At 71.5% G+C, this 23,655-nt stretch carries 16 protein-coding genes; 9 read left to right on the top strand and 7 right to left on the bottom strand.

The features are described 5' to 3' along the window. The first annotated feature begins 1 nt into the window (after position 1). From I3V78_RS22240 to I3V78_RS22230, 3 genes are all read left to right on the top strand, one after another. The gene (locus I3V78_RS22240; RefSeq protein ID WP_239576526.1) at positions 2–3,574 is read left to right on the top strand and encodes a DEAD/DEAH box helicase; all 3,573 of its coding nucleotides are present in this window, start codon (positions 2–4) and stop codon (positions 3,572–3,574) included. A gap of 129 nt (positions 3,575–3,703) precedes the next feature. Beyond that, complete coding sequence (locus I3V78_RS22235) at positions 3,704–3,859, top strand: hypothetical protein (RefSeq protein ID WP_239576525.1); 156 nt, start codon at positions 3,704–3,706, stop codon at positions 3,857–3,859. Positions 3,860–3,940: 81 nt separating this feature from the next. After that, the gene (locus I3V78_RS22230; RefSeq protein WP_204490457.1) at positions 3,941–4,882 is read left to right on the top strand and encodes a DUF808 family protein; all 942 of its coding nucleotides are present in this window, start codon (positions 3,941–3,943) and stop codon (positions 4,880–4,882) included. Between the two features lie 9 nt (positions 4,883–4,891). Here I3V78_RS22230 and I3V78_RS22225 read toward each other — a convergent pair whose 3' ends face one another. From I3V78_RS22225 to I3V78_RS39370, 3 genes are all read right to left on the bottom strand, one after another. Beyond that, on the bottom strand, positions 4,892–5,353 hold the full coding sequence (locus tag I3V78_RS22225) for a hypothetical protein (protein WP_204490456.1): 462 nt from the start codon (positions 5,351–5,353) through the stop codon (positions 4,892–4,894). Continuing rightward, a complete protein-coding gene (locus I3V78_RS22220) occupies positions 5,350–6,678 on the bottom strand; it encodes a sensor histidine kinase (RefSeq protein WP_338023707.1) in 1,329 nt (442 codons plus the stop codon). Before I3V78_RS22220 ends, I3V78_RS22225 begins: the two co-directional genes overlap by 4 nt. 114 nt (positions 6,679–6,792) lie before the next feature. After that, positions 6,793–9,849 carry a prenyltransferase/squalene oxidase repeat-containing protein gene (locus tag I3V78_RS39370; protein ID WP_239576524.1) on the bottom strand — a complete coding sequence of 1,019 codons (3,057 nt, stop codon included), beginning with the start codon at positions 9,847–9,849 and terminating at the stop codon, positions 6,793–6,795. A 275-nt stretch (positions 9,850–10,124) separates the two neighbouring features. Between I3V78_RS39370 and I3V78_RS22210 the strand changes: the two genes are divergently transcribed. After that, positions 10,125–11,879, top strand: coding sequence for a hypothetical protein (locus tag I3V78_RS22210; protein WP_204490455.1), 1,755 nt, complete (start codon positions 10,125–10,127; stop codon positions 11,877–11,879). Between the two features lie 24 nt (positions 11,880–11,903). On the opposite strand, the gene I3V78_RS22205 is transcribed toward I3V78_RS22210, so the two are convergent. Beyond that, positions 11,904–13,232, bottom strand: a complete 1,329-nt coding sequence (locus I3V78_RS22205) for an aminotransferase class V-fold PLP-dependent enzyme (RefSeq protein WP_204490454.1) — start codon at positions 13,230–13,232, stop codon at positions 11,904–11,906. Positions 13,233–13,322: 90 nt separating this feature from the next. Between I3V78_RS22205 and nth the strand changes: the two genes are divergently transcribed. After that, positions 13,323–13,964: an endonuclease III gene (nth, locus tag I3V78_RS22200; RefSeq protein WP_204490453.1), complete on the top strand. Its 642-nt coding sequence runs from the start codon at positions 13,323–13,325 to the stop codon at positions 13,962–13,964. A 7-nt stretch (positions 13,965–13,971) separates the two neighbouring features. On the opposite strand, the gene I3V78_RS22195 is transcribed toward nth, so the two are convergent. After that, positions 13,972–14,808: a hypothetical protein gene (locus I3V78_RS22195; protein WP_338023706.1), complete on the bottom strand. Its 837-nt coding sequence runs from the start codon at positions 14,806–14,808 to the stop codon at positions 13,972–13,974. A 202-nt stretch (positions 14,809–15,010) separates the two neighbouring features. Between I3V78_RS22195 and I3V78_RS22190 the strand changes: the two genes are divergently transcribed. Then, complete coding sequence (locus tag I3V78_RS22190) at positions 15,011–18,463, top strand: Ig-like domain-containing protein (protein WP_204490452.1); 3,453 nt, start codon at positions 15,011–15,013, stop codon at positions 18,461–18,463. A gap of 3 nt (positions 18,464–18,466) precedes the next feature. Further along, positions 18,467–18,910 (top strand): SRPBCC family protein, encoded by a 444-nt coding sequence (locus tag I3V78_RS22185; RefSeq protein WP_204490451.1) that lies wholly within the window; start codon positions 18,467–18,469, stop codon positions 18,908–18,910. Positions 18,911–18,925: 15 nt separating this feature from the next. On the opposite strand, the gene I3V78_RS22180 is transcribed toward I3V78_RS22185, so the two are convergent. Then, positions 18,926–21,142 (bottom strand): BNR-4 repeat-containing protein, encoded by a 2,217-nt coding sequence (locus tag I3V78_RS22180; protein WP_204490450.1) that lies wholly within the window; start codon positions 21,140–21,142, stop codon positions 18,926–18,928. 55 nt (positions 21,143–21,197) lie between these two features. Between I3V78_RS22180 and I3V78_RS22175 the strand changes: the two genes are divergently transcribed. Further along, entirely contained in the window at positions 21,198–22,064 is an 867-nt protein-coding gene (locus tag I3V78_RS22175; protein ID WP_204490449.1) for an alpha/beta hydrolase, read from the top strand. 32 nt (positions 22,065–22,096) lie between these two features. Here the strand turns inward: I3V78_RS22175 and I3V78_RS22170 are convergent, their stop codons facing one another. Next, complete coding sequence (locus tag I3V78_RS22170) at positions 22,097–22,591, bottom strand: hypothetical protein (RefSeq protein ID WP_204490448.1); 495 nt, start codon at positions 22,589–22,591, stop codon at positions 22,097–22,099. Between the two features lie 133 nt (positions 22,592–22,724). Here I3V78_RS22170 and I3V78_RS22165 point away from each other — a divergent pair, with 133 nt between their 5' ends. Continuing rightward, positions 22,725–23,654 carry a hypothetical protein gene (locus I3V78_RS22165; protein ID WP_204490447.1) on the top strand — a complete coding sequence of 310 codons (930 nt, stop codon included), beginning with the start codon at positions 22,725–22,727 and terminating at the stop codon, positions 23,652–23,654. Position 23,655 lies beyond the last annotated feature (1 nt).

Raw genomic sequence — 23,655 nt, 5'->3', positions numbered from 1 at the left:
CATGTCGTCCCCTGAAGAAGGACCGTTCTCGACGCGCGGCGAGCTGGAGCGCTGGGCCGAGGCCCACCAGGTCCGCCACGCCCTCGCGGTCTCCGCCCCCCTGCTCCTCACGGAGCTGCCCCTCAACGAGGCGCGGCTCAAGGGCCTGCAGTATGCCCTGAGCGGACTGGCGGTGCGGGACGTGGGCTCGCGCGAGGGGGCCGTGCGGCACGTGGGGGCCCGGGGCGCGGGCCTGGAGACGGCGCTCGCCGAGGCGGCCTGGGCCTTCCTGCGCCAGGAGGCCGACTCCGTCGCGCGGGGCCTCGTCGAGGAGGCGGCTCGCCGGGAGTCCCATCCGGACGCCGCGCTCGCGCCCTTGTGGAGCCGGCTGCTCGGGCTGCGCCGCGCGCTGCGGCCCCTGGCGGCGCCCCGCTCGCGGGCCTGGCGGGCCGCCTGTGCGTGGGACTTCGACATGACGGCCTGCGCCTTCAAGTGGAAGGAGCGCGAGCGCGTGGTGCGCGCCGGTCCGGACTACGGCACCGTGGGCGTCTCGGCGCGGCTGACGTTCACCCCGGACGGCGAGGACAAGGTCGAGTGCAGCTGCCTCACCCGGCAGAAGGGCTGCGTGCATGTCCTCGCGCTCGTGGACACGGTGTTGGACTTGCTCGACGACGGCGCCCGCGCCCCCGAGGCCCGGCGGATCGCCGGGGAGATCCTCCGCCCCGCGTGGGCCCGGGCGCTCCAGGAGCTGGAGTGGCTGGAGGCCGAGGCGGACAAGCCCCGGGTGGGCATCGAGGTGTGGTGGTGCATCGCGCACGAGCTGGGCGCGCTGACGGTCTCCCCGCTCGTGAAGAAGCAGACGCGCCGGGGCACGTGGAGCTCGGGCATGCGGATGACCGCGGCGCGGCTGCTCGAGGAGCACCGCGAGCTGCTCGGCGAGGCGGATCTGCGCATCGCCGAGCACCTGGCCTCGTGGGCACCGGCCTCCCGCGCCGCGGGCACCTATCCCGCGCGGGCCTTCCTGGCGCTGGTGGGCCACCCCCGCGCCGCGCTGGAGTTGCGCCCCGACACGCCCCTGGAGGTCAAGCGCGTGCGGCTGGGCTTCAACGCCCTGGAGACGGAGGAGCACATCCAGCTGGAGCCCTCCCTGGACGGCGAGCGCTTCAACCCCAAGACGCTCGCGGCCCTGCTGCGCGCGTTCGCGCCGGGCGAGCCCCTGTTCACCGTGGAGGAGCACCGCGACCGCTGCCTGCTCATCGACGTGGGCGACGAGGCGCGGCGGCTGTGGAGCGTGCTCGACAAGCACGGGGACCGCTTTCCCCCGGAGAGCCACGGCGTGCTGCTCGAGCGGCTGTCCCGGCTGGAGGCGCGGCTGCCCTTGTCCGTGCCCTCCACGCTCAAGGGCCGCGAGTTCCTCACGGAGACGGGGCCCGTGGTGCGCCTGCGCCTGTTGCCCGACGTGTCCCTGGAGCTGGAATTGCTCGTGCGGCCGGGGCCGGGGGCGCCGCTGTACACCCCGGGGGTGGGCCCGCGGGACGTGCTGCTCGCGCGGGACGGCCAGCGCGGGTACGTGCGCCGCCAGTTGCTCAAGGAGGAGGCCCTGGCCCGCGAGGCCCTGCGCCCCCTGCCCCTGTCCACCGCCGAGGAAGGGCCCCCCTTCCACTTCCGGCTCGCGGACACGGAGGAGGCGCTGCGGCTCGTCGCCACGCTGCGCACGCCCCCCGAGGGCCTGGAGGTGGAGTGGCTCGACGCGAAGCCCACCGTCGTGTCGTCCGGCGGCCTCGAGGCGCTCAAGGTGCAGGTGGAGCGCAAGCGCGACTGGTTCGGCGTCCTGGGCGAGCTCAAGGTCGAGACGAGCCGGATTGAGTTGGCGGTGCTGCTGGACGCGGCCCGGCGGCAGAAGCGCTTCGTGCGCCTGGACGAGCACCGGTGGGTGGAGCTGAGCGACGCGCTGCGGCAGCGGCTGCTGGCGGTGTCGGATCACGCCTTCCTGGGAAAGAACCGCGTGGAGCTGTCACCGGGCGCCGTCCCGGCCCTGCGCGCGCTGGAGGACGCCGGGGCCGAGGTGGAGGCCGCGCCCGCGTGGCGGCTGCTGACGGAGCGCCTGGCCGCGTCGCTGTCGCTCAAGCCCAAGCCCCCCGCCGGGCTCACCGCCACCCTGCGCGACTACCAGGTGGAGGGCCATGCCTGGCTCAGCCGGGTGGCGGCCTGGGGCGCGGGCGCGTGCCTCGCGGACGACATGGGCCTGGGCAAGACGGTGCAGGCCATCGCCCTGCTGGTGGATCGCGCGCGGTTGGGCCCGGCGCTCGTGCTCGCGCCCACGTCGGTCTCCCTCAACTGGGTGGAGGAGCTGCGGCGCTTCGCCCCGGGGCTGCGGCCCGTGCTCTACGCGGACCAGGCGGATCGCGCCGCGTGCCTCCAGAAGCTCAAGGGCAAGGACGTGCTCATCGTGAGCTATGGCCTGCTGGTGCGCGACGCGGCGGCGCTCGGCGCGGTGGCCTTCGCCACGCTCGTGGCGGACGAGGCCCAGGCGCTCAAGAACCCCAACACCCGCCGGGCCCGGGCCGCGCGGCAGCTCACCGCGGGCTTCCGGGTGGCGCTGTCGGGCACGCCGCTGGAGAACCACCTGGGCGAGCTGTGGAGCCTCTTCTCCATCGTCTTCCCGGGCCTGCTTGGCAGTTGGGAGCAGTTCCGCGAGCGCTTCGCCAGCCCCATCGAGCGCGGCAAGCACCCCGAGGCGAGCGCGGCCCTGGCGCGTGTCATCAGTCCGTTCCTGTTGCGGCGCACCAAGCGCGAGGTGGCCCGCGAGCTGCCCTCGCGCACGGAGATCCAGGTCCCGGTGGCGCTCTCCGAGGAGGAGTGGACGCTCTACGAGGACGCGCGGCTGGCGGCGGTGGCGGAGGTGAGCGAGCAGGGCAAGGGCGTGCGGGACGAGCAGCAGCGCTTCCAGGTGCTCGCGGCGCTCACCCGGCTGCGGCTGCTCGCCTCGCACCCGCGGCTGCATGATCCGGAGTCCGCCGTGGCCTCGTCCAAGATGCGGCGCCTGCTGGAGCTCCTGGAGGAGCTGCGCAGCGAGGGCCACCGGGCGCTGGTGTTCAGCCAGTTCACCTCGCACCTGGCGCTGGTGCGCGAGGAGTTGGAGCGCGGGGGCTTCAGCTTCCAGTACCTGGATGGCTCGACCCCGGCGGGCGCGCGCGCCCAGCGCATCCAGGCCTTCCAGGAGGGGGCGGGGGACGTGTTCCTCATCTCGCTCAAGGCGGGCGGCACGGGCATCAACCTCACCGCGGCCGACTACATCATCCACCTGGATCCCTGGTGGAACCCGGCCGTGGAGGATCAGGCGACGGACCGCGCCCACCGCATCGGCCAGACCCGACCGGTGACGGTGTACCGGCTCATCGCCCGGGGGACGATCGAGGAGAAGATCCTCTCGCTGCACACGGACAAGCGCGCGCTGGTGGCCGGCGTGCTGGAGGGCACGGACGTGGCCGCGCGGCTCACGACGAAGGATCTGCTCGCCCTGCTCGCCGCCGGAGAAGCCCCGCGCGACGCCCGGGACGAGGACGCCGAGCCGCTCACACGCACGGTGCATTGAGCCCCCGCCCCGGGCACGTGGGAAAGGAATTCGCCCCCGGTGGGAACCGCCGCGCCCCGGCATCCGGGCGGGCACGCCGGGAGGATGTGTGCCTTGTCGCCCCGCCCCGGCGTCCCAAACATCCAGGGCATGAACCTGATCATCCTCCTGCTGGTCCTGGCGCTGATTTTTGGTGGAGTGGGCCTGTTCGTCACGGGGCTCAAGTGGCTGCTCATCGTCTCGGCGGCGCTGTTCGTCGCCAGCCTCGTGAGCGGCACGGTGAACCGGGGTCGCCTGCGCGCTTGACGCGGACGGCCCTGTCCAATCAAGGACACGGGACACGGACTGGGGTAGAAGGCGCGGGTTCCCTCTACCAAGGACACCCACGTGGCCGGATCCAGTCTGCTCGCCTTGCTCGATGACATCGCCACCATCCTCGATGACGTGGCGGTGATGACCAAGGTGGCGGCGAAGAAGACCGCGGGCGTGTTGGGCGACGATCTGGCGCTCAACGCCCAGCAGGTCACCGGCGTGAAGGCCGACCGGGAGCTGCCGGTGGTCTGGGCCGTGGCCAAGGGCTCCATGGTGAACAAGGCCATCCTGGTGCCCGCGGCGCTGGCCATCAGCGCGTTCGCGGCCTGGGCGGTGACGCCCCTGTTGATGGTGGGCGGTCTCTACCTGTGCTTCGAGGGCGTCGAGAAGCTGGCGCACAAGTTCCTGCACAGCGACGAGGAAGCCGAGGCGCACCACCAGCAGCGCGTCCAGGCCATGGCGGATCCCCAGGTGGATCTGGTGGCGATGGAGAAGGAGAAGATCAAGGGCGCGGTGCGCACCGACTTCATCCTCTCCGCGGAGATCATCGCCATCGCGCTGGGCGTCGTGGCGGTGGAGACCTTCACGGAACAGGCGCTGGTGCTGGTGTCCATCGCGGTGGTGATGACGGTGGGCGTGTATGGCCTGGTGGCGGGCATCGTCAAACTGGACGACGCGGGGCTCGCGCTCACCCGTCGGCCCGGGGCGGCGTCGCGCAAGGTGGGCGCGCTCATCCTCAAGGGCGCGCCGTGGCTCATGAAGGGCCTGTCGGTGGCGGGCACGGCGGCCATGTTCCTGGTGGGCGGCGGCATCCTCACCCACGGCATCGCCGTGCTGCACCATGGCATCGAGGGACTGGCGCACCGCGCGGGCGAGGTGCCGGGCGTGGGCGGACTGCTCGGGGTGCTCACGCCGATGCTGGCCAACGCGGTGGTGGGCATCGTGGCGGGCAGCCTGGCGCTGGGCGTGGTGATGGCCGTCCAGCGGCTGCGCGGTGGCAAGGCCAAGGCCGCCTGACCCGAGGCCTCAGGTGCGCGCGGGGGTCGGCGCCGACTCCGGCTCCACGCACCAGCGCGCGAGCAGCAGGCCGACCCCGGACACGAGCGTGCCCCACATCGCCCCGGAGCCGCTCACGCCCTGGAGCAGCGCCAGCACGACCTCGAGTCCCGCGAGCACGAGCAGGCCGCGCCGCACCCGCCGGCGCCCCTCCCCGGTGCGACCCAGGGCCACGGCGGCCCCCACGCTCCCGAGGTTGAGCACCGCCTGCACACCCATCCATGTCCGCGCCTGACGCTTGAGCCCCTGCCGCCAGGCGGGCTCGGGCGGAGGCGGCACGGCGCCCTCGACTCCCGCCAGCATGTCCGCCGTCGCGCCGAACGTCTTGAAGTGATCCTCGGTGGCCTCCACGAGGATCCACTGCGCCCCGAGCGCCATCACCACCGCCAGCACCATGCCGCCCCAGGCCACGGTCGAGCCCTCCGTCTTCATGACACTCCCTCCCGGGCCTCCGCCGATGGACGGACGGCCAGTTCCAGGCGCACCCGGGCGCCGCCCTCGGGTCGGTTCTCCGCGCGGATCGTCCCCCCGAAGCGCTCCACCATCTCGCGCGACAGGTTCAGCCCCAACCCCGTGCCCTTCTCCGGCCCCTTCGTGGTGAAGAAGGCCTCGAAGAGCCGCGGCAACACCTCGGGAGCGAAGCCCGGGCCGTTGTCCTCCACCAGCAGCACCACCCGCCCGTTCTCCACGCCGCCCGAGATGCGCACCTCGCCCTCGGGCACCCGCGCCTCCTCCAGGGCGTCTCCCGCGTTCACCAGCAGGTTGAGCACCACCTGCGCCAGCCGGCGCGGCGCGGCGATCACCTCGGGCAGCCCCGGAGGCACCTCCACGCGCAGCCGGGCCACGTTGCGCAGCCGCACCGCCGCCAGCATCGCCGCGTCCGTCACCACGTCCGCCAGCACGCACTCCGCGGGCTCCTCCCCGTCCATGCGCGAGAAGCCCTTGAGATCCGTGACGATCCGCTGGATGCGCTCCACGCCCACGTGCGTCTCGTCGAAGACCTCGCGGGCCTCCTCCCGCACGGACTCGGGCAGATGGGCGAGCAGCTCGGCGCGCAGGTAGTCCAGGTTGGAGCGCACGAAGGCCAGCGGGTTGTTGATTTCGTGCATGACGTTGGCCGCCAGCCGCCCCACCGTGGCCAGCTTCTCCGCCTGGGTCCGGTGCCGCTCGGCCACGGTGAGCTTCTCCAGGGCCTCGCGCCGGGCGCGCTCGATGAGCACCTGGGCCTCGCTGGCCTGGGCCTTGCGGAAGCGGATGGCCCCGAGCGTGCCGAAGAAGGTGGAGCTCACCACCAGCACGTACCAGCCCAGGAGCCCCTCGGGATGGCCCTCCAGCCCCCCCATGAGGACCAGGCCCAACAGACACACCGCGCCGGAGAGCACGGCGGGCATCGCCGTCTCCGTGAAGACGAGCGCGATCACCAGGGGCACGCTCGCCGTGGAGCCCACGTAGGGGCTCTGGGTGCCGCCCGTCAGGAAGATGAGCCCGACGAAGAAGGCGGACGCCAGCACGGTCTGGAGTGAATCGGCCCAGGTGCTCCAGCGCGCCTGGAGCCGTCCCCGCAGCCACATGACGGCCAGGACCTCCAGGCCCCAGGCGATCCGCAGCACCAGGGTCTCCGGGCTCGGGCGCCCGAGCATCCAGCGGTCCAGGGGATAGAGCAGGGTCATCGCCACGGCGAACAGCCAGGACAACCGCCAGCGCCGTTGGACGTCTGTCAGGGGATTGGACGGGAAGGACAAACGAGGAAGCGACACGTGGGAATCCAGGGAATCCAGCGGACCCCCAGCCTATCATTGGCCTGGAGTCCAGGGGGAGCCCGGCCCGCCCGTGGCCCGGGCCCCCCTTGGCGCGCTCACACGCCGCTCACCTCACTGGCATTGAGCCTGGACGGTGAGCGTGGCGGTGGCCTCCGAGGCAACGTACAGCGCGTCGCCGTCGTACACCGCGCGCACCGCATGGTCGCCGGGCGTCAGGGACAGGGCCAGACCGTCCAAGGACTCCACGGGCTGTCCGTCGAGGAAGTAGCGCACCGGGCGGCTCAGCGGCATGCCCGCCGTGGAGTCGAACAGGTAGGCCTTCATCGTGAGGGGCTGTCCTTGGGGCAAGGTCAAGTCGTGGAGGGACAGCGCGGTGGTGTGCCGGAGAATGGTCACCACGGCCTCGGTGGAGCGGGCATTGCCCGCGAAGTCCTTCACCGTGACGCGCAGGTGGTGGGTGCCCGGGTACAGGCGCTCGCTCCAGGCGCGCCGGCTGAACTCCTTCACCGTTCCGTTGGGGTACACCACCCGCCAATAGAAGCCCTGGACGCCCGAGCCGTGGTCGATGCCCCCGGCCTCGAACTCCATCGGCGCTTCCTGCCAGGGCACGGTCATCGACTCGGGCGTGCAGCCGAAGGTGGGCGGCGTGGTGTCCACGATGTGCGGCCCGCTCTGGGCGGGCTGGCCCTGGCCGGGCTGACCCGGAAGGGACGGATAGAAGAGGTAGCGGGGCTTGCAGTCGTAGTCCGGCCGCGCGAGCACCACCTGGACCCGGCCGCTGGCGTCCGCCGTGAAGGTGCCCCGGGGAAGCTCCCCCAGGCCATCGTTCTGGAAGACCGTCAGCACGCCTCCGGGCACGGTCTTGAGCGTCCAGGACAGCGTGTTCTGGGCGGCGCCGATGATGGCGGGGGGCTGGGACAGGAGGTCGGGCGCGTTGGGCACGCCGATGACCAGGGTCGTGCTGACGTCCGTGCCCCGGGCGTTGCGGGCCGTCACGCGCAGCGTGTGCGGGCCCAGGGGCAGGCGCACGTCACGCGCCCAGGCGCCGCCGCTCGACGGGAAGGCCGTGTAGAGCGTGCCACTGCCCGCCTCGCGGATCTCGATGATGCAGCCACACGGGTGGGCGGTGCCGCCTTCCACGCGCACGGTGAAGAACCCCGCGCCCCCACCGGCCTGGTCCGGCGTGTAGACACGGCCGCTCCAGGGACTGGTGAGCCAGACGGTGGGCGGCGGCGGCGGCCGGCTGGTGGGGTCCAGCGGGTTGGAGCCCGCCTCCACCTCAAGCCCGTCCCCGAAGCCGTCTCCGTCCGTGTCCGGGTCGAGCGGATCGGTCCCGATGATCACCTCGTCCCCGTCGGACAGACCATCTCCGTCCGTGTCCCGGTTGTCCGGATCCGTTCCCCGCGCGTCCTCCTCGCCATCCGGGACGCCATCCCCATCCCGGTCCTCGATCGCGGTGAGGGTGAGGGTGCTCGACACGAAGCCGGGCAACAGGTCCTGCTGGGGCGCGGGCAGATCGATGCCCGAGTAGATGGCGCGCAAGTCCTGCACGCCGGTGGCGGACCAGGTGGAGCCCGGCACCCACTGGACGGTGTAGACGCCATCGCCATCCGCATCGGTGTCCGAGCCCACGGCGATGCCCGCGACATGGAAGGTCACCACGCCCTTGCCGGGACCGGTGATGGCGCGCTTGTCCGCGAAGAGGGAGGCGCCAGAGACGGCCTCCTTCACCTGGACGGACAGGGTCTGGGGAACCAGCCGCGAGGTCACGGTGGCGTGGGCCCCGGAGAGGAAGGTCAGCGCGGTGGCCAGACCCGTCTTGGGGGGCGGCGGATTGGTGGACACGGTGACCGTCGCCGAGGCGGTGATGCGGGTGTTGAGCCGGGAGCGCGCCGTCAGCGTGAACTGCACTGGCAGAGCCTGAGGAAGATGGGCCGGAGCGATGATCTGAAGCGTGGCACTCGCGTGGGTACCCGACGCCACCGCGAGGGTCGGAGGCGTCACCGTGGCCTTCCAGCCCGGCAATCCACCTCGCACGGAGAGGGTATAGGTGTCGGTGACATCGAAGGCGCCCGTGTTCTCGACCTGGACCGGGAATGTCACGAGCTGGGGGTCGGAGGAGTTGGCGTCGATGATCCGATGAGAATCTTCCGGTAGGGCGATCCGCACCCCCAGCTCGCCGAAGCACGACAAACCCAGGATGGCAAAGGTGGTGGGAATGTCCTGGGTGACGAAGCGCTCGTTCTTCCAGAAGCCATCTGGGTCTTGCTGCTTCACCAGCCAGTTGGCCGCGTTGAACACATGCCTGTCGTCCTGCAGGCCTGTGCCCGAGCGGCACAACGCGTACAGGACGAGGCCCGTGTTGAATTCATCTGGAACTCCATCCTTGTAGTCGCCCCACGCGACGGAGCTGGAGGTGGCATTCAGCAGTGCGGTCGTCAGGGTCTGCACGTCCGCATCCGAGGCGGTAGCGCCCGAGGCGATCAGGCCCAGCAGCGCATAGGCCCGCTGGTAGTTGCGACCCATGACCGCCTCATGCGTGTTGTCCTTGTTCGCCCGCAGCCAGTCGGCGGCCCTGGCTAGACTGGCCGAGTACGCCTCGGCTTGCGCCCCGACCACACGCTTATGGGCCTGGGCGATGCCCATCATCATGCGCGCCGTCACGGGTACATCCCCGTAGGTGGTGGGCAGGGAGTGGTGCTCCTCTCGCCACCGACCGTCGGTTTGCTGAACGGACAGGCTCCACTCGGCCGCCTTCACCAGTTCCTTGCTGTAGCGCGTGGCCACGTGCTGGTCGTAGCCCGCGAGCCCGAAGAAGGCGTAGCTCGTCTTACTGACCCGAAGGGTATCCCCCTCATAGACCCAGAAGCCGTCGGCTGTTTGATCCGTCACGGCGTGAGTGGCCAGATAGGCCAGACCCTCCGTCTCACCTTCATCCACGGCGTAGCCCCCTGCCCTGGCGGTGGACGCCCCGAACAGGGCCGCGCCCTGCCGGTGACACGCCTGACAGCCATTGACGCGGGAGAACGCCACCACGTCTGGCACCAGGTAGTTGATGCCCTTCTGCACCGTTCGGGGAAGCGCGTCGCTGGACTGCGCGCGTGCGGGCATGACCATGACGAACGAGAGCAGCAAGGCCGCTCCCAGCCAGTTTCTACGGAATGACATGTGGGAAAGACTCCTCGACGAGCCCAGGTTCCGGCGAGAGCCCAGCTCCGCCCGCGTCCTGGGGACATGACTGCCGTTGAATGCCATGTCTCTTGAGTCCTAATCAATCCATAAGCGCCACATCGTGTCTGGATTGGAATTCGTCCTCGAAATCTCACTTTTCAGGGGCCGACGACGCATGGTTTCAAGACTCGAGGTCTCTATCCCTATCCGCCTGGGAAAAAAGCCTCGCGGCGCCGTTGACCCGCCCCCGGGACTCGGGTCTCTTCGCGCGCGTGAATCGGTTCGCCCTGCTCCTCGCCCTGGCCTTCGCCGTCCATGGCGCCGTGTCGTCCGGCTTCGGGCCCCAACTGCGCGAGGCGTGGAGCGCCGCGGGGGACTACCGCGAGCGGCGCGTCCTGCATGCCTTCGGCGGCATGGACCTCGAGGCCATCCGCACCCGGCTCGATGCCTGTCTGCCCACCTCCCAGGCCGTGGCGCTCGGGCCCGAGGCGCTCGTGGATGGCTTCGCGTCCCAGCGGCTGACCGAGGCCCTCTACCCCCGCCTCATCGACGCCACGTCCCCCTTCTCCCTGGAGTGGATGGATCCCGCGCGGCTCGACCCCTCGCGCATGCTTCCGTTGGCCGCGACGCGGGGGGAGCAGCGGCTCGCGCTGCTCGGCCCCTGCCCCTCCGAGCCGCCTGGCGAGACGCTCGCGGCGGACCGGACGCGGCTCGCCCTGCCCCGGCTCGTCCTGTCGGTGGCGGCCGTGATGGGCCTCGGGCTGTTGCCGTGGGCGCTCGTGGCCCGGCGCTCACGTCGGCCCCTGGCGCTGGCCTCGGTCTGGCTCCTGGGCGCGATGGTCCTCGCGCTGCTCGTCGCCGGGGCCACGGTGCTGCAGGGGCCCCTGTCCTGGACGGCCGTGCGCGTGGGGGGCGTGCTCCTGGGCGGCGCCGCGCTCGTGCGCACGCGGGCCGTGTGGGGGCCGGCGCTCCCCGCCGCGCTCGGGCGCCTGCGCCGCGCGCCGGAAGTCCTGGTCCTCCTGGCGCTGCTCGGCGCGTTCACCGTGCGCCTGGGGCTCTGGCCCGTGACGGGCTGGGATGGCCGGTCCATCTGGCTCTTCCACGCCCGGCGCATCTTCCTGCACGGCATGTTCGCGAACGCGGACGTGCTGAACCTGGACAGCCGCTGGTCCCACCCCCAGTACCCGCCCCTGTTGTCCGGCTGGCTCGCCTTCTTCGGCGCGGACGGCCCCGTCTTCAACGAGCGCTCCGCGGGCCTCGCCCTCGGGGTGCTGCTGGCGGGGCTCCTGGCTCTGCTCTGGCGCGTGGCGCGCGAGGAGCTCGGGCGCTGGGTGGGTGGGGCCCTCACCGTGGGGCTGTTCTTCGCCGTCCAGCGGCTGTGCGCCTGGGGCTACGCGGATGGCTTCCTCGCGCTGCTGCTGGTGCTCCAGGTGCTGGGGCTCGGCTCGGCCCGGTTCCGGTGGGAGGGCTGGCTCGCGGCGTGGGCCGCGGCCCTGCTCAAGCAGGAAGGCGCGCTGCTCGCGGCGGTGTTCGCGCTCCTCCACCTGGCGCCGCGGGTGCTCGCCGCGTCCTCCTGGCGCCAGCGCGTGCGCGAGGTGCTGCCCCTGGGCCTGTTCCTGCCCGCCCAGGCCTATGTGCGCTGGTTCGCCGCGCGCGGCCTGGGCAGTGACTACGCCCAGCCCAACTGGGCCGCCTTCCTCGCCCACCCGCTCGAGCGGCTCGCGGCCATCGTCCAGGCCCTGCCCGCCGCGGCCCGGGATCAACCCGCGCTGCTCGCGGGGCTCGTGGGCGCCGGGGTCTGCCTCGCCGTGCTGCCCGCCTGGGTGCGGCGCGCGCCGGGGGCCCGGGTGCTGACGGCGCTCGCGCCCGGGGTAGGCGTGGCGTTCGTGCTGGGCGTGTTCCTCGTCACGCCCTTCGAGCAGAAGTGGCACCTGATGACGGCGCTGGACCGGGTGCTGCTCCACGCCTCGTTGCTCTTCGTGCTCGCCGCGCTGCGCGCGCTCACGCCCGAGCCCGCCGCCACGTGAGCCCCGGCGGCCCGGGCCGGGGCCTCACCCCAGGGCGCGGATCTCCCGCAGGGCCGCGTCGACGTCCGCGGGCGTGTTGAGCACCCCGGGGGCCAGCCGCACGTACTTCGTCACGTACGGGGACACCGAGGCGACGATGCCCTTGTCCCCCAGGTGGTGGACGACCTCGGCGGGGGTGTGGCCCGCCACCTCGAAGCAGGTGATGCCCGAGGAGAGCGCATCGGCCATGGGGGTGCGCACCCGCACGTGCTTCATCGCCGCGAGGCCCTCCTTGGCCTGACGGTTGAGCGCGTGCACCCGCTCCGCCACGCGCGCGCGGCCCAGGCGCTCGTGCAGCTCGAAGGCCTTGCCCATGGACCAGCGGTGATCGAAGGCGTGGAACCCGCCCGGAGCGATCTGCGGCCCGGGGGCCACCTCCTGCGCGGGGATGTCCTGGGCCCACATGCGCACGGTGGGCGAGAAGAAGGTGGGCACGGACGGCACCACCCGGCCCCAGGCGGCCGTCCGGCCCCAGACGAAGCCCGTGCCCCGGGGGCCGAACATCCACTTGTGGCAGCCGGCCATGAAGAAGTCGCAGCCGAGCGAGGCCACGCTCTCCGCCTCGGCCCCGAGCCCGTGCACCCCGTCCACGCACAGCAGCACGCGCTCGGCCTCGCCGCGTCCGGCGTTCACCCGGGCCAGGGCCTCCGAGAGCGCCCGCAGGGGCAGCTTCACCCCCGAGCCCGAGTGCACCCAGGTCATCGCCAGGTAGCGTGTCCGGGGCGTGAGGGCGTCGAGCACCGCGCGCACCAGGCCCTCCTCGGTGACGGACTCGGGCTCGGTGTACAGGGGGATGCGCCGCACGCGGGCGCCGGTGCGCTCGGCGCGCAAGAGCAGGGACTTGTCCGTGGAGTAGTGCTCGTGGGTGGAGGTGAGGATCTCCTCGCCCTCGGACAGCCGCAGGCCCGAGTAGACGAGGCCCAGGCCCACGGTGGTGCTCTCGGTGAGGCCGATCTCCTCGGGCTTCACCTCCAGGTAGCGGGCGATGGCCTGGGCCACCTCCAGGTCCGCCTGGGGGTAGTACTGCTTGAGCGCCTTGACGGGGTTGGTGTCGAAGGCCCGGCGGTACACCTCGATGGACTCGCGCACGCTCCGGGGATGCGGGGCGAGCAGGAAGTTGCTCAGGTGGACCTCGTCGTGGGTCAGGTCGAACTCGGCGCGCAGGGCCTCCCACGACTCGGCGGCCGGAGGCGCGGCGGGCGGCGCCTCGGGGGTGACGGCGGCGGTGGCGGTGGCACACCCCGGGGCGGTGGTGGTCGCGAGCGCGGCGCCCCCGAGCGCGAGGCCGGTGCGCAGGAAATCCCGACGGTCCATGGACTTGGAACTCCAAAGCGAGAGAAGAGGCCCCATCCTAGTCGCGGGACGGTTGCCGGCGGGGCCCGCCCCATCATAAGGGCCCCTCCCATGACCCCCGCAAAGACGGCGCAGGCCGTGCTCGCCCGCCTCCACACCGCGCACCCGGACGCCCGCTACGAGCTGAACTGGACGACGCCCTTCGAGCTGCTCGTGGCCACCATCCTGGCGGCCCAGTGCACGGACGAGCGCGTCAACCGCGTCACCGCGACGCTGTTCCAGAAGTACCCGGGGGGCCCCCGGGCCCTGGCGGAAGCGGACACCGCGGGGCTGGAGGAGGACCTCAAGCCCACGGGTTTCTACAAGCAGAAGACGAAGTCGGTGCAGGCCATGAGCCAGGCGCTGCTGCGCGACTTCCGGGGCGAGGTGCCCCGAACGGTGGAGGAGCTCACCACCCTGCCCGGCGTGGCGCGCAAGACGGCCAACGTGGTGCTCAACACGGCCTTCCGCCTGCCCTCGGGCATCATCGTGGACACCCACGTGGCGCGCGTGAGCCAGCGCCTGGGGCTCGCCAAGAAGAAGAAGCCCGAGGACATCGAGCAGGAGTTGATGAAGCTCGTGCCCCAGGCCGAGTGGACCTTCTTCGGCCCCGCCCTGGTGCTCCACGGCCGCTACACCTGCACGGCGCGCAAGCCCCAGTGCCCCACCTGCGCGCTGGCGGAGGTGTGCCCGAGGCTCGGCGTGGAGGCGTGAGCCGAGCCTACTCGCAGCCGATGCGCTCCTTGCCCACGGCCAGATCGTCGATCCACCAGTCGGTGGGCACGGACAGGCCCTGGTAGAGGAACACGCCCGTCTCCAGCACCGTGAAGTTCGAGGCCTTCTCGCGCACGGGCGGCGGAGCGGGCGGATCCGAGAAGACGAACGTCTCGGGCCAGGCGAGCTCCTGGCCGTCCAGCCACACGCGCGGCAGGGCCGCCTCGGGCTCGGTGCCGTTCGCGCCGTCGAACTGCCATTCCAGACACGTCCACGCGTCGAGCACCAGGGGCGTGTCGGACACCTGCACCCACTCGGGGAAGCCGGGGGGCTCGGGCGGGTGCCAGATGGACATGTACTTCTTCTGGTAGGTGGCGACCTCGTACCAGTCGAGCGTGTCGAAGGCGCGCTCGCCGCTGCCCGGCCGGGGATAGCGGGCGTTGAAGAGCCCCGCGTGGGACATGGGGCGCTCGGGGGTGGCGTAGACGTAGGCGCGGCCCCAGAGCACGGGTCCGAAGCCCTCGGGCAGGTTGTAGCGGATCGTCTTCTTGGGGCCGCCCTGATCGCCTTCCTTGCCGCCCACCATGCCCTGGGCGTGCAGCGCGTAGCGGCCCCGGTGCGGCCGCGAGTCATCCACGAGCAGCCGGCCCGTGAACTCGTCCCGGAAGGGCGTCCAGCCGGAGGGAATCGTCCCCTCCTCGAAGTCCCAGCACAGGGTGCCCGGCACCGCGCAACCCGTGGCGGCGGGCGGTGGGGGGCTCGTGGGGCTCGGGGTGCCTGGAGCACAGGAGGCCGACAAGGCCAGCACCAACAGCGGGTGGAACCGGGTGAGTCGAGTCCGCACGGTCATCTCCTGCCAGGGGAGGAGGTCCATCCCCCTCGCCACGGGCGGCGCGACGGTACTGGACCCGGGGGGCGCGTCCGGTCGGGATTCGCCTGTTTCCTTCGCCGCACCTGTCCGTTAGAGTTCACCCCGCGTGGAATCGTCCGCTCGCGGAAGAACCGAGGGGTGCGCATGACCCGCCGGGGGACTCATGAACAGGGCAGTGAGCAGGTCGCGAGCCGGGGCGCTCGTGGGGTTGTGCATGGTGGCGTGGGTGGGCTGCGTGCCCTCGCGAGAGCCGGAGGCGCGGCCGTCCGGAGACACGGGCCAGAGCGCGGCGGCGTTGAGCCTCGCCACCGGCGACATGGCGTACACCCGCTATGACGGCTCCGCCACGCCGCTGGCCGACGGCCGGGTGCTGGTGGTGGGTGGCCAGAACGATCGCTGGGTGGTCAACAGCGCGGAGCTCTACGATCCCGCCACGGGCGTCTTCACCCGCACGCGCGACCTGAACAACTGGGAGTCGCGCAAGGATCACGCGGCGGTGCGCCTGGGCGATGGCCAGGTGCTGGTGGTGGGCGGCGCGCCGGACGACTCCGCCTTGCATCCCCACGGCCTGCGCTACGACCCGGCCGCCGATGTCTGGCGCACCACGGGCAACCTGCGGACCGCGCGGCGCAAGCCCACCGCCACGCTGCTGCCGGATGGGCGCGTGCTCGTCACGGGCGGCACGGACAGCAGCGGCTATCCCCTGGCGAGTTGTGAGTTGTTCGATCCCGCCACGGGCACGTTCACCCTCACCGCGTCCCTGAGCGACATGCGCCAGGGCCACACGGCCACGCTCCTGGCCAATGGCAAGGTGCTCGTGACGGGCGGCAACATCTCCCCGATCGCCGAGCTCTATGACCCGACCACCCAGACGTGGACCCGCACGGGCAACCCGGGGGCGCTGCGCAGCGGGCACCTGGCGCTGCGGCTCAACGACGGGCGGGTGCTCGTCGCGGGCGGGTACAACCCGACGCTCTCGTACAGCGTCATGTCCAGCGCGGAGCTCTACGATCCGCTCACGGGCACCTGGAGCGCCACCGGCGGGATGAACCGGGAGCGCATGAACTTCCCGGGCGTGGTGCTCGCCACGGGCCGGGTCGCCGTGTTCGGCGGCACCCCGAACGGCTCGTCTCCCCTGTCGGGCATCGAGCTGTTCGACGGGGTCTCCCAACAGTGGAGCACGGCGGGCTCGATGCTCAAGACCCGGAGCAACCACGACGCGGTGCTGTTGAACTCGGGCCGGGTGCTGCTCACCGGCGGCAGGCCGCTCGTGCAGAGCAACGGCAACGCCGAGCTGTACACCACGGAGTCGAGCTGCACGCCGCTCACGTGCGCGGGCCAGGGGATGAACTGCGGCACCCTGTTCGACGGCTGCGGCAAGTCCGTGGCGTGCGGCACCTGCTCGAGCACCCAGAGCTGCCTGGGCACCAACGTGTGCACGGCCTCCACGGGCGGCGCGGCCCATGACACCACCCGCCGGGCCCCCCGCTGCACCGAGCCCGGCCCGCTGTGTGACTCGATGAAGCTGCTCAATGGCCGGGCCGGTCTGGGTCCCGAGGCCAACGCCCCCAACACGCTCCTGGGCGCATGCGCGGACGGCACCGGAGGCCGCTACCACGTGGATGGCTCGTTGGATCGCCTGCGGATCCTCACGCTGGACGGCACGCCCCTGGCCGCGGGCAAGCGGGTGCGCATCGAGGCCACCGTGTGGGCCACCTCTTCCGGGGTGGACAACCTCGACCTCTACCTCGCGCCCCACGCCGATGCGCCCCAGTGGCGGCACCTCGTCACGCTCACGCCGAACGCCTCGGGGGCCGTCACGCTCTCCACGACCCTCACCCTCCCCTCGGGAGGCACGCTCCAGGCCCTGCGGGGGGTGTTCCGCTCGGGCGGCACGGCGGCCCCGTGTGTTCCCGGCACCACGAACGACCACGATGACCTCGTCTTCCCCGTGGCCGGCATCGCGGACCCGCCGCCGAGCGTCCAGTGGGTCGCACCGACGCAGGACGCCCGTCTCCAGGGCGTGGCGCGGCTGCAGGTGAACGCCACGGACGACCAGGGCGTGAGCCGGGTGGAGTTCTACGCGAACACGACGCTGCTGGGCACGGTGACGGGCGCGCCGTTCGAGTACTCCTGGAACACCACGACCCTGCGCAGCGGCCCGTATGACCTGACGGCCAAGGCGTACGACACGTCCGGTCAGGTGGCGAGCGCCGTGACGCGGGTCACCCTCGCCAACGACACGCAGCCCCCGGTGGTGATCCTGGATCGCCCCAGCGACGGGGACGACGTGGGCCACACGGGTGACACAAACATCACGGCCTCGGACGATCAGGGCCTGGTGCGGTTGGAGTTCTACGTGGATGGCCAGCTCGTCCAATCCAGGACCAGCGCCCACGAGACGAGCACGTCCTGGGACTTCTCCTGGAGCACCTACGGCTTCGCCTCGGGCACCCATACCGCGTACGCCCGGGCGTTGGACGGCGCGGGCAACAGCACCCAGACGACGCCCGTGTCCTTCATCATCGACAACGCACCGCCCCACCGGGCCCTCATCACCTCGCCCCAGAACGGGGCTTACGTGGACTGGGAGTTCGTGCCGGTGACGGTGGACGTGGCGGACAACCGGGAGATCCAGGCGGTGGTGCTGCTCATCAATGGCAACCCCGTCACCACGTCCTCCACGCCGCCCTACGCCATGACCTGGGAGACCCACTACACCACCCGCGCCCCGGGCGGCGCGTACCAGCTGAGCCTCCGGGTCTATGACGGCGTGGGCAACGAGACCACGGGCGCCCCCATCACGGTCCACATCGTCCCGGACACGGTCGCGCCCTCGGCCAGCATCCTCTCCCCCGCCCCGGGGGCCACGGTGTCGGGCACGGTGAGCGTCCAGGTGTCCGTCCAGGACAACCGGCGACTGGGCCACCAGGAGCTGTTCGTGGATGGCCAGCTCGCCGTGACCGGCCCCTACGCGGGGGACTCCCTGTCCTGGAACACCTCCACGTCCTCGAACGGGAGCCATGTGCTCGTGCTCCGGGCCCATGACGCCGCGGGCAACTCGACGGACTCCGCGCCCGTGCAGCTCACCGTCGCCAACGCGCCGCCCGCCCAGGGCGCGCTCGCCACCTACGACTCCACGCGCAAGGCGCCGGGGTGCCTGACGCCGGGCCAGGCCTCGTGTGACTCGGGGGCGCTGCTCAACGGCCGGGGCGCCCTCGGCCCCGAGTCCAACGCCCCCAACACCCTCTTCTCCTCCTGCGCGGACAACTCCTCGGGCACCTACCACTCCGACGAGTCCCTGGACCGGCTCAAGGTCATCACGGTGGATGGCACGCCACTGGCGGCGGGCAAGACGGTGCGCATCGAGGCCACCGTGTGGGCCTACTCCAGCAGCTCGGATGCACTGGACCTGTACACCGCCCCCAACGCCAACAGTCCGACGTGGACCTTCCTCACCACGCTCGTGCCGCCCGGCACGGGAGCCCGGACCCTGTCGGCGACCTACACCCTGCCGAGCGGCGCGCTCCAGGCCGTGCGCGGCGTGTTCCGCTACGGGGGCACGAAGAGCGCCTGCGCGCAGGCGAGCTACCGGGACCACGATGACCTGTTCTTCGCGGTGCAGTAGCCGATGAGCCGCTTCATCGAGCGCATCCAGATCCGCTGCCCCCGGGAGCGCGTGTTCGCCTACACGCAGGACTACGGGCAGCGGCTCGTCTGGGACACGTTCCTGCGCGAGGCCCGCCTGGTGGAGGGGGCCTCGCGGGTGGACGTGGGCGTCCGGGCATGGTGCGTGTCACGGTACGGGCTGGGCATGGAGACGGAGTACGTCTCCTTCGACCCGCCCGCCGTCACGGCGGTGAAGATGACCCGGGGGCCCTGGATGTTCGCGTCCTTCGCGGGCTCCTGGCGGTTCGACGCGGTGGACGCCGACACGACGACCACCACGTTCACCTACGCCTTCACCTTGAGGGCCCCGCTGCGCCCGTTCACGGCCCTGGTGCGATTCATCCTGGTACGCAACGTGCGGGAGCGGCTGCGCGACCTCAAGGCCCGCCTGGAGGCGGCGCTCTGAGGCCCGCGCGCGTCCTCACCGTCCGAACAGCGGCTGATCCACGAGGCGCGACCAGCGGTAGTCGCGGACATCGTAGCGGTTGATGATCCACTCGCCATCGCCGCTGGAGCCCTGGCGGTACTTGAAGAGGAAGTCCCCCTTCGGGCTCCGGTAGAAGCGCGGATAGGTGGCCCGCGTCTCCAGGGCACCCACCATGGGCTGCCGGGCGAACGTGGACGGGACGAGCCCGCGCGAGCGCCAGTACGTGAGCGGATGGCCATGCAGGTCGCCGGACAGGTGGACGTCGTGGTTGTCGTCCACCTCCAGGTTCAAATAGTTGTGGCTGTCCCAGCCCTTGAATTGATCATCGAGCACCTTGTAGCTCCAGGCGCCCTCGCCGTTGCGGATGGCGACCTTCACCCGCCGCTCGGCGTCGTAGTAGGCGACGAGCTGGTGGCGTTTGAAGACCACGAAGTCGAACGCGGCGGAGCTGCCGCCCCAGGCCTGATCCACCGGGCTGCTCTTCCAGGCCTGGGTGGCCGGGTCGTAGCGCCAGACGACGAGCCGCGTGAGGAACTTGCCCGGGCAGGTCGTCTCCGAGGGCTGGTACGCGTTGAGCGGCCGACCCGAGCAGTCATAGGGCTGATCCCGGTTGGTGGGCAGGGCCTCCCAGCGCAGGTAATGCGTGAGGGTGGGATCCTGCGAGTCCCAGGCCGTGGGCCCGTCCGTGGCGCCAAGCGCCGCGACGCCGCCCGTGCCGGACACGTCGGCGGTGCCGCCCTCCAGGATGTCGCGCAGGTGGTAGCGCTCGGTCACGGGGTCCACGATGCCGAGGGTGGACAGGCCGTCCTGGTTCCAGTCGCCCACGAGCGGCAGGAAGGGCGTGGAGGCCGGGCCGAAGGTGAAGCGCTGGGGCCCGTCCCGGCGCTGGAGGAGGAAGGTGCGCGTCTTGGGCAGGAAGAGGCCCGCGCGGTTGCCATCCCCGTCCCAGTTGCCGCGCAGGACGATGGCCTCCTTCTGGACCCGGGGCCGGACGAGGCGCAGGGAGAACGGCGTCACCCACCCCGACTCGCGGGGCTCCTTCACCTGGGCCTCGGCGGGCAGCGCGGGCACCGGCCGGGTGAAGGTGTCGTAGTCGATGCCCGCGCCCGGTGTCGTCGTCACCGCGAGGTCCGTCCCCGCGGCCGACAGGGTCCAGTTGCCCGAGGCGGGCGAGCCCGTGGTGTCGGCATCGGCGCGGGAGAAGGTCTGCACGACGGCGCCCGTGTTCGTCGCCCGGGGCACGGAGTAGGACACCGAGGTGGACGTGCGCGGCAGGGACCCGCCCCCCACGAGCACGTGCCGGGTGTTCCACGCCGTCATCTCGTGGATCGTCCACTGGGAGCCCTCGAGCCGGGCGTTGTAGACCTGGGTGGTCCACACGGGCCGCTGGGTCTCGGAGTAGACGGCCTTGTACTTCTGGTAGGTCAGGACGGGCCGCCCCTCGGCATCGAAGCCGACGCCCACGTTGTTGAGCACGCCCTGGTTCGTCTGGAGGGGATCCACGACGGCGCGCGAGGCGGTCGTCAGGGGCAGCGTGAGCTTCTCGCCGCAGGTGTTGTACCAGGTGACCAGATCCTGGCTGCGCGCCACGGAGACGCTGTGGTTGGTCTCCACCAGGGGCGTCTCGCGCCACACCCAGGCCATGTAGACCCAGGGTTGGCCGTGGCCCTGGGCGTTGTTGGAGGGATAGGCATTGCGCTCGGCGACGTCGCCCCAGAGCGAGGCCATGCACCCGCGCGGCGCGCTCGCGAGCGGCCGGGGGAAGCGAATCTTGCCCGAGTTCACCAGGGCGCTGTTGCGCACCCCGTCGACGACGCGGAGCCCATGCACGTAGATGGGCTGACCGCCCACCGCGGCGAGCACCTGCTCGGGAAGGGAGACGTGGAAGCGGTAGCGCCCACCACTGCCCGCGCCACAGAGCGCGTCCACCGCGGGCTCGGCGAGGAAGCGCGAGGTGCCCTCGAACAGGAACTGGCCCTGGGGCGTGTCATAGGCCGAGGCCCCGGCGTACACGTGCAGCTTCAGGGACGCGGCGGCGCCTTGCTGACACGTCCACCCGTCGAGGAAGTACTGGTCGCCCTCGAGCACCACGCCGTCCAGCTGGCCGATGACCTCTCCGGGTGAGGCGACGAGGGATTGCGCCGCGCCTGGAACGGGCAGCAGCAGCGCGGACACGACGAGATGACGAAGGCAGCGCGAAAGGACGCTCATGGAGGCCCGAGCATCCCATACGTGACGCGCGGGGAAGCGGGCTAGGCTGGCGTGCATGAACGAGTCTGTCGCGAATCCCTCGTGCGCCCTCGGACGCTGGCTCGGGGCCCTGGGGGTGCTGCTGGCCTTGGCCGCCTGCGGCCATGGAACGGGCCTGCCCACGGAAGCGGCTCGACCGATCGTGATCGGCCAGTCCCAACTCCTCCCCTCCTCCATCCTCGGTGGCGCACGACGGATCAACGTCTACCTGCCCCCGGGCTACGCGGACGCCTCGCGGCGCTTCCCCGTGCTGTATCTGCTCGACGGGGGCGAGGCGGAGGACTTCCACCACATCACGGGGCTCGCCCAGGTCGTGGCCTTCAATGGCAGGACGCAGGAGCTCATCGTGGTGGGGATCGAGGGCGTGGATCGCAAACACGATCTGACGCCGCCCTCGAAAGTGCCCGGCGACCGCGAGCTGTTGCCCACGTCGGGAGGCGCCGAGGCCTACCGGCGCTTCCTCGTGGAGGAGCTCCAGCCCTGGGTGACGGCGCGCTATCGCACCAACGGCCACTCGGCGCTCATCGGCGAGTCCCTGGCGGGCCTGTTCGTGACCGAGACCTTCCTGCGCGCCCCCAGGAGCTTCGACGACTACATCGCCATCAGTCCCAGCCTCTGGTGGGAGGGCGAGGCGCTGTCCCACGAGGCCACGACCCTCCTGCGCGCCCAGGGCTTCCAGGGTCGGCGCCTCTGGCTGAGCCTCGGCGACGAGGGCGGAGCGATGCAGTCGGCCGTCGACCGCCTCGTGAGGGCTTTGAAGGACGCGCCGCCCGCGGGCGTGACGTGGCACTTCGATCCGCGTCCGGACGAGCGCCATGACACCATCTACCACCCCGTGGCCCTCACCGCGCTGCGCGCCCTCTTCCCCGTGTCCGAGCCGTAGGCGACCGCGCGCTCACGGGGAGGGCCCGGGGCTCAGTAGTCGACGCGGCCCTTGGTATCGAGGTAGCCCCCGAACGAGTAGCTGCGCTTGGTGTTCTGGACGTAGCCCTTGAGGTACGCGTTGCCCTGGTAGTTCGGAGGGGACACGTAGAGCGAGCCGACGCACCCGGCGCACGTGGGCTCGCCGTTCTTGAAGACATCCCACTCGCCATTGATGGTGTCGAGGTTGGACGAGGTGACGCGCACCATCTTGAGCTCGAGCTGGTCGACGGCGCCGGTCTTCGCGTCGCTCAGCGTCGCGCGCAGGTTGCCGAACCCCTGCAGCGAGTTCTCCTGCCAGGACACCAGCGCGCTGCCCCCCAGGAACGTGGCGTTGCTGGCCTGGCCGTTCTCGTAGTGGCTGAAGAAGTAGAGGGTCGGCGCGCGCACGCTGTGCACGGGCAGGAGGTTGCTCCACGCGAGGACCGGGATCGCGACCGTCAGGGCCGCCAGACCATTGAACACGGACTTGGACATGTTGCTCAGCACGGGGGTACTCCTTTGTGGGGAATCCTGATTATTCACGGAGGATGGCGCGGGAGCCAGGGGGATCTCATTTTCCGAGAAACTCCAGGAATCCTCGCGCCGATAACCTCCGGTGCCCTTCCCTGGAGACCCCCGAATGCCCTCGAAGCGAATGACGTGGAACACCGCCCTCTTGTCCACGGGCCTCCTGCTGGCGTCGTGTGGCGGCGGGCCCGAGGAGGCGCCGGTCGTCGACGCCGCCGAGACGGGCTCGCTCGCGGCCGAGGCCAACTCGGCCATCTATGACCGGGCGCGCGCCTACGCCGCCGCCAACCCCAAGCGTGATGGCGGCTCGTGGGACCAGTGGTGCGGCTCGCTCATGTGGCGCTTCGGGCAGCTGCCCGATTCCTCCGCCCGCCCCTCCGCCATCGAGGCCTACCGGGCCTCGAAAATCGTCTCGACCAACGCCTCCACGGCGCTCATCGGCGCCTTCCACTGGTGGGACATCGGCGCGTACGGCCACGTGGGCGCGGACCTCAACGGCGGGGGCCGCCAGGTGTTCATGGCCACGCGCAAGCTGTCCGCCTCCTGGGGTGACGCCATCGGCATCAACAGCGTGTCCGGGTACTCGGCCGCCACGGGCGCGCGCTACCTGGGCTGGTCCATGGACTACGCGGGCGGCCGCATCTCCGGCGGGGGCGGCGCGCCCGTCGACGACGGCGGTGGGGGCGGCTCGTCGCTGCCCAAGACGACCACCGAGCAGGACGGCATCCCCGGCACCATCTACTACAAGCGCATCCAGACGGTGGGCCAGCGGGACTTCGGCTACACGGGCCCCATCGACGGGGTGACCGGCCCGGCGACGGAGAAGGTGCGGGTGCGCATCACCGCGCGCGAGCTCAACAACCGGGGCACGCCGCGCACCTCGGCGCAGGAGGATGGTGTCCCGGGCTCCATCTACTGGACCCGCGTGCAGACGGTGGGCCGGAGCTTCGGCTACACCGGCCCCATCGACGGCATCCCCGGGGAGAACACCTACCTGGCCGAGCACAAGATCGCCGCCTACGCGGTGAACCGGGCGTTCTAGC

This window comes from Archangium primigenium, from assembly GCF_016904885.1.
GTDB classification, from domain to species: domain Bacteria; phylum Myxococcota; class Myxococcia; order Myxococcales; family Myxococcaceae; genus Cystobacter; species Cystobacter primigenius.
The sequence above is the reverse complement of the archived record's forward strand: the minus strand, read 5'-3'. Positions and strand labels throughout refer to the sequence as shown.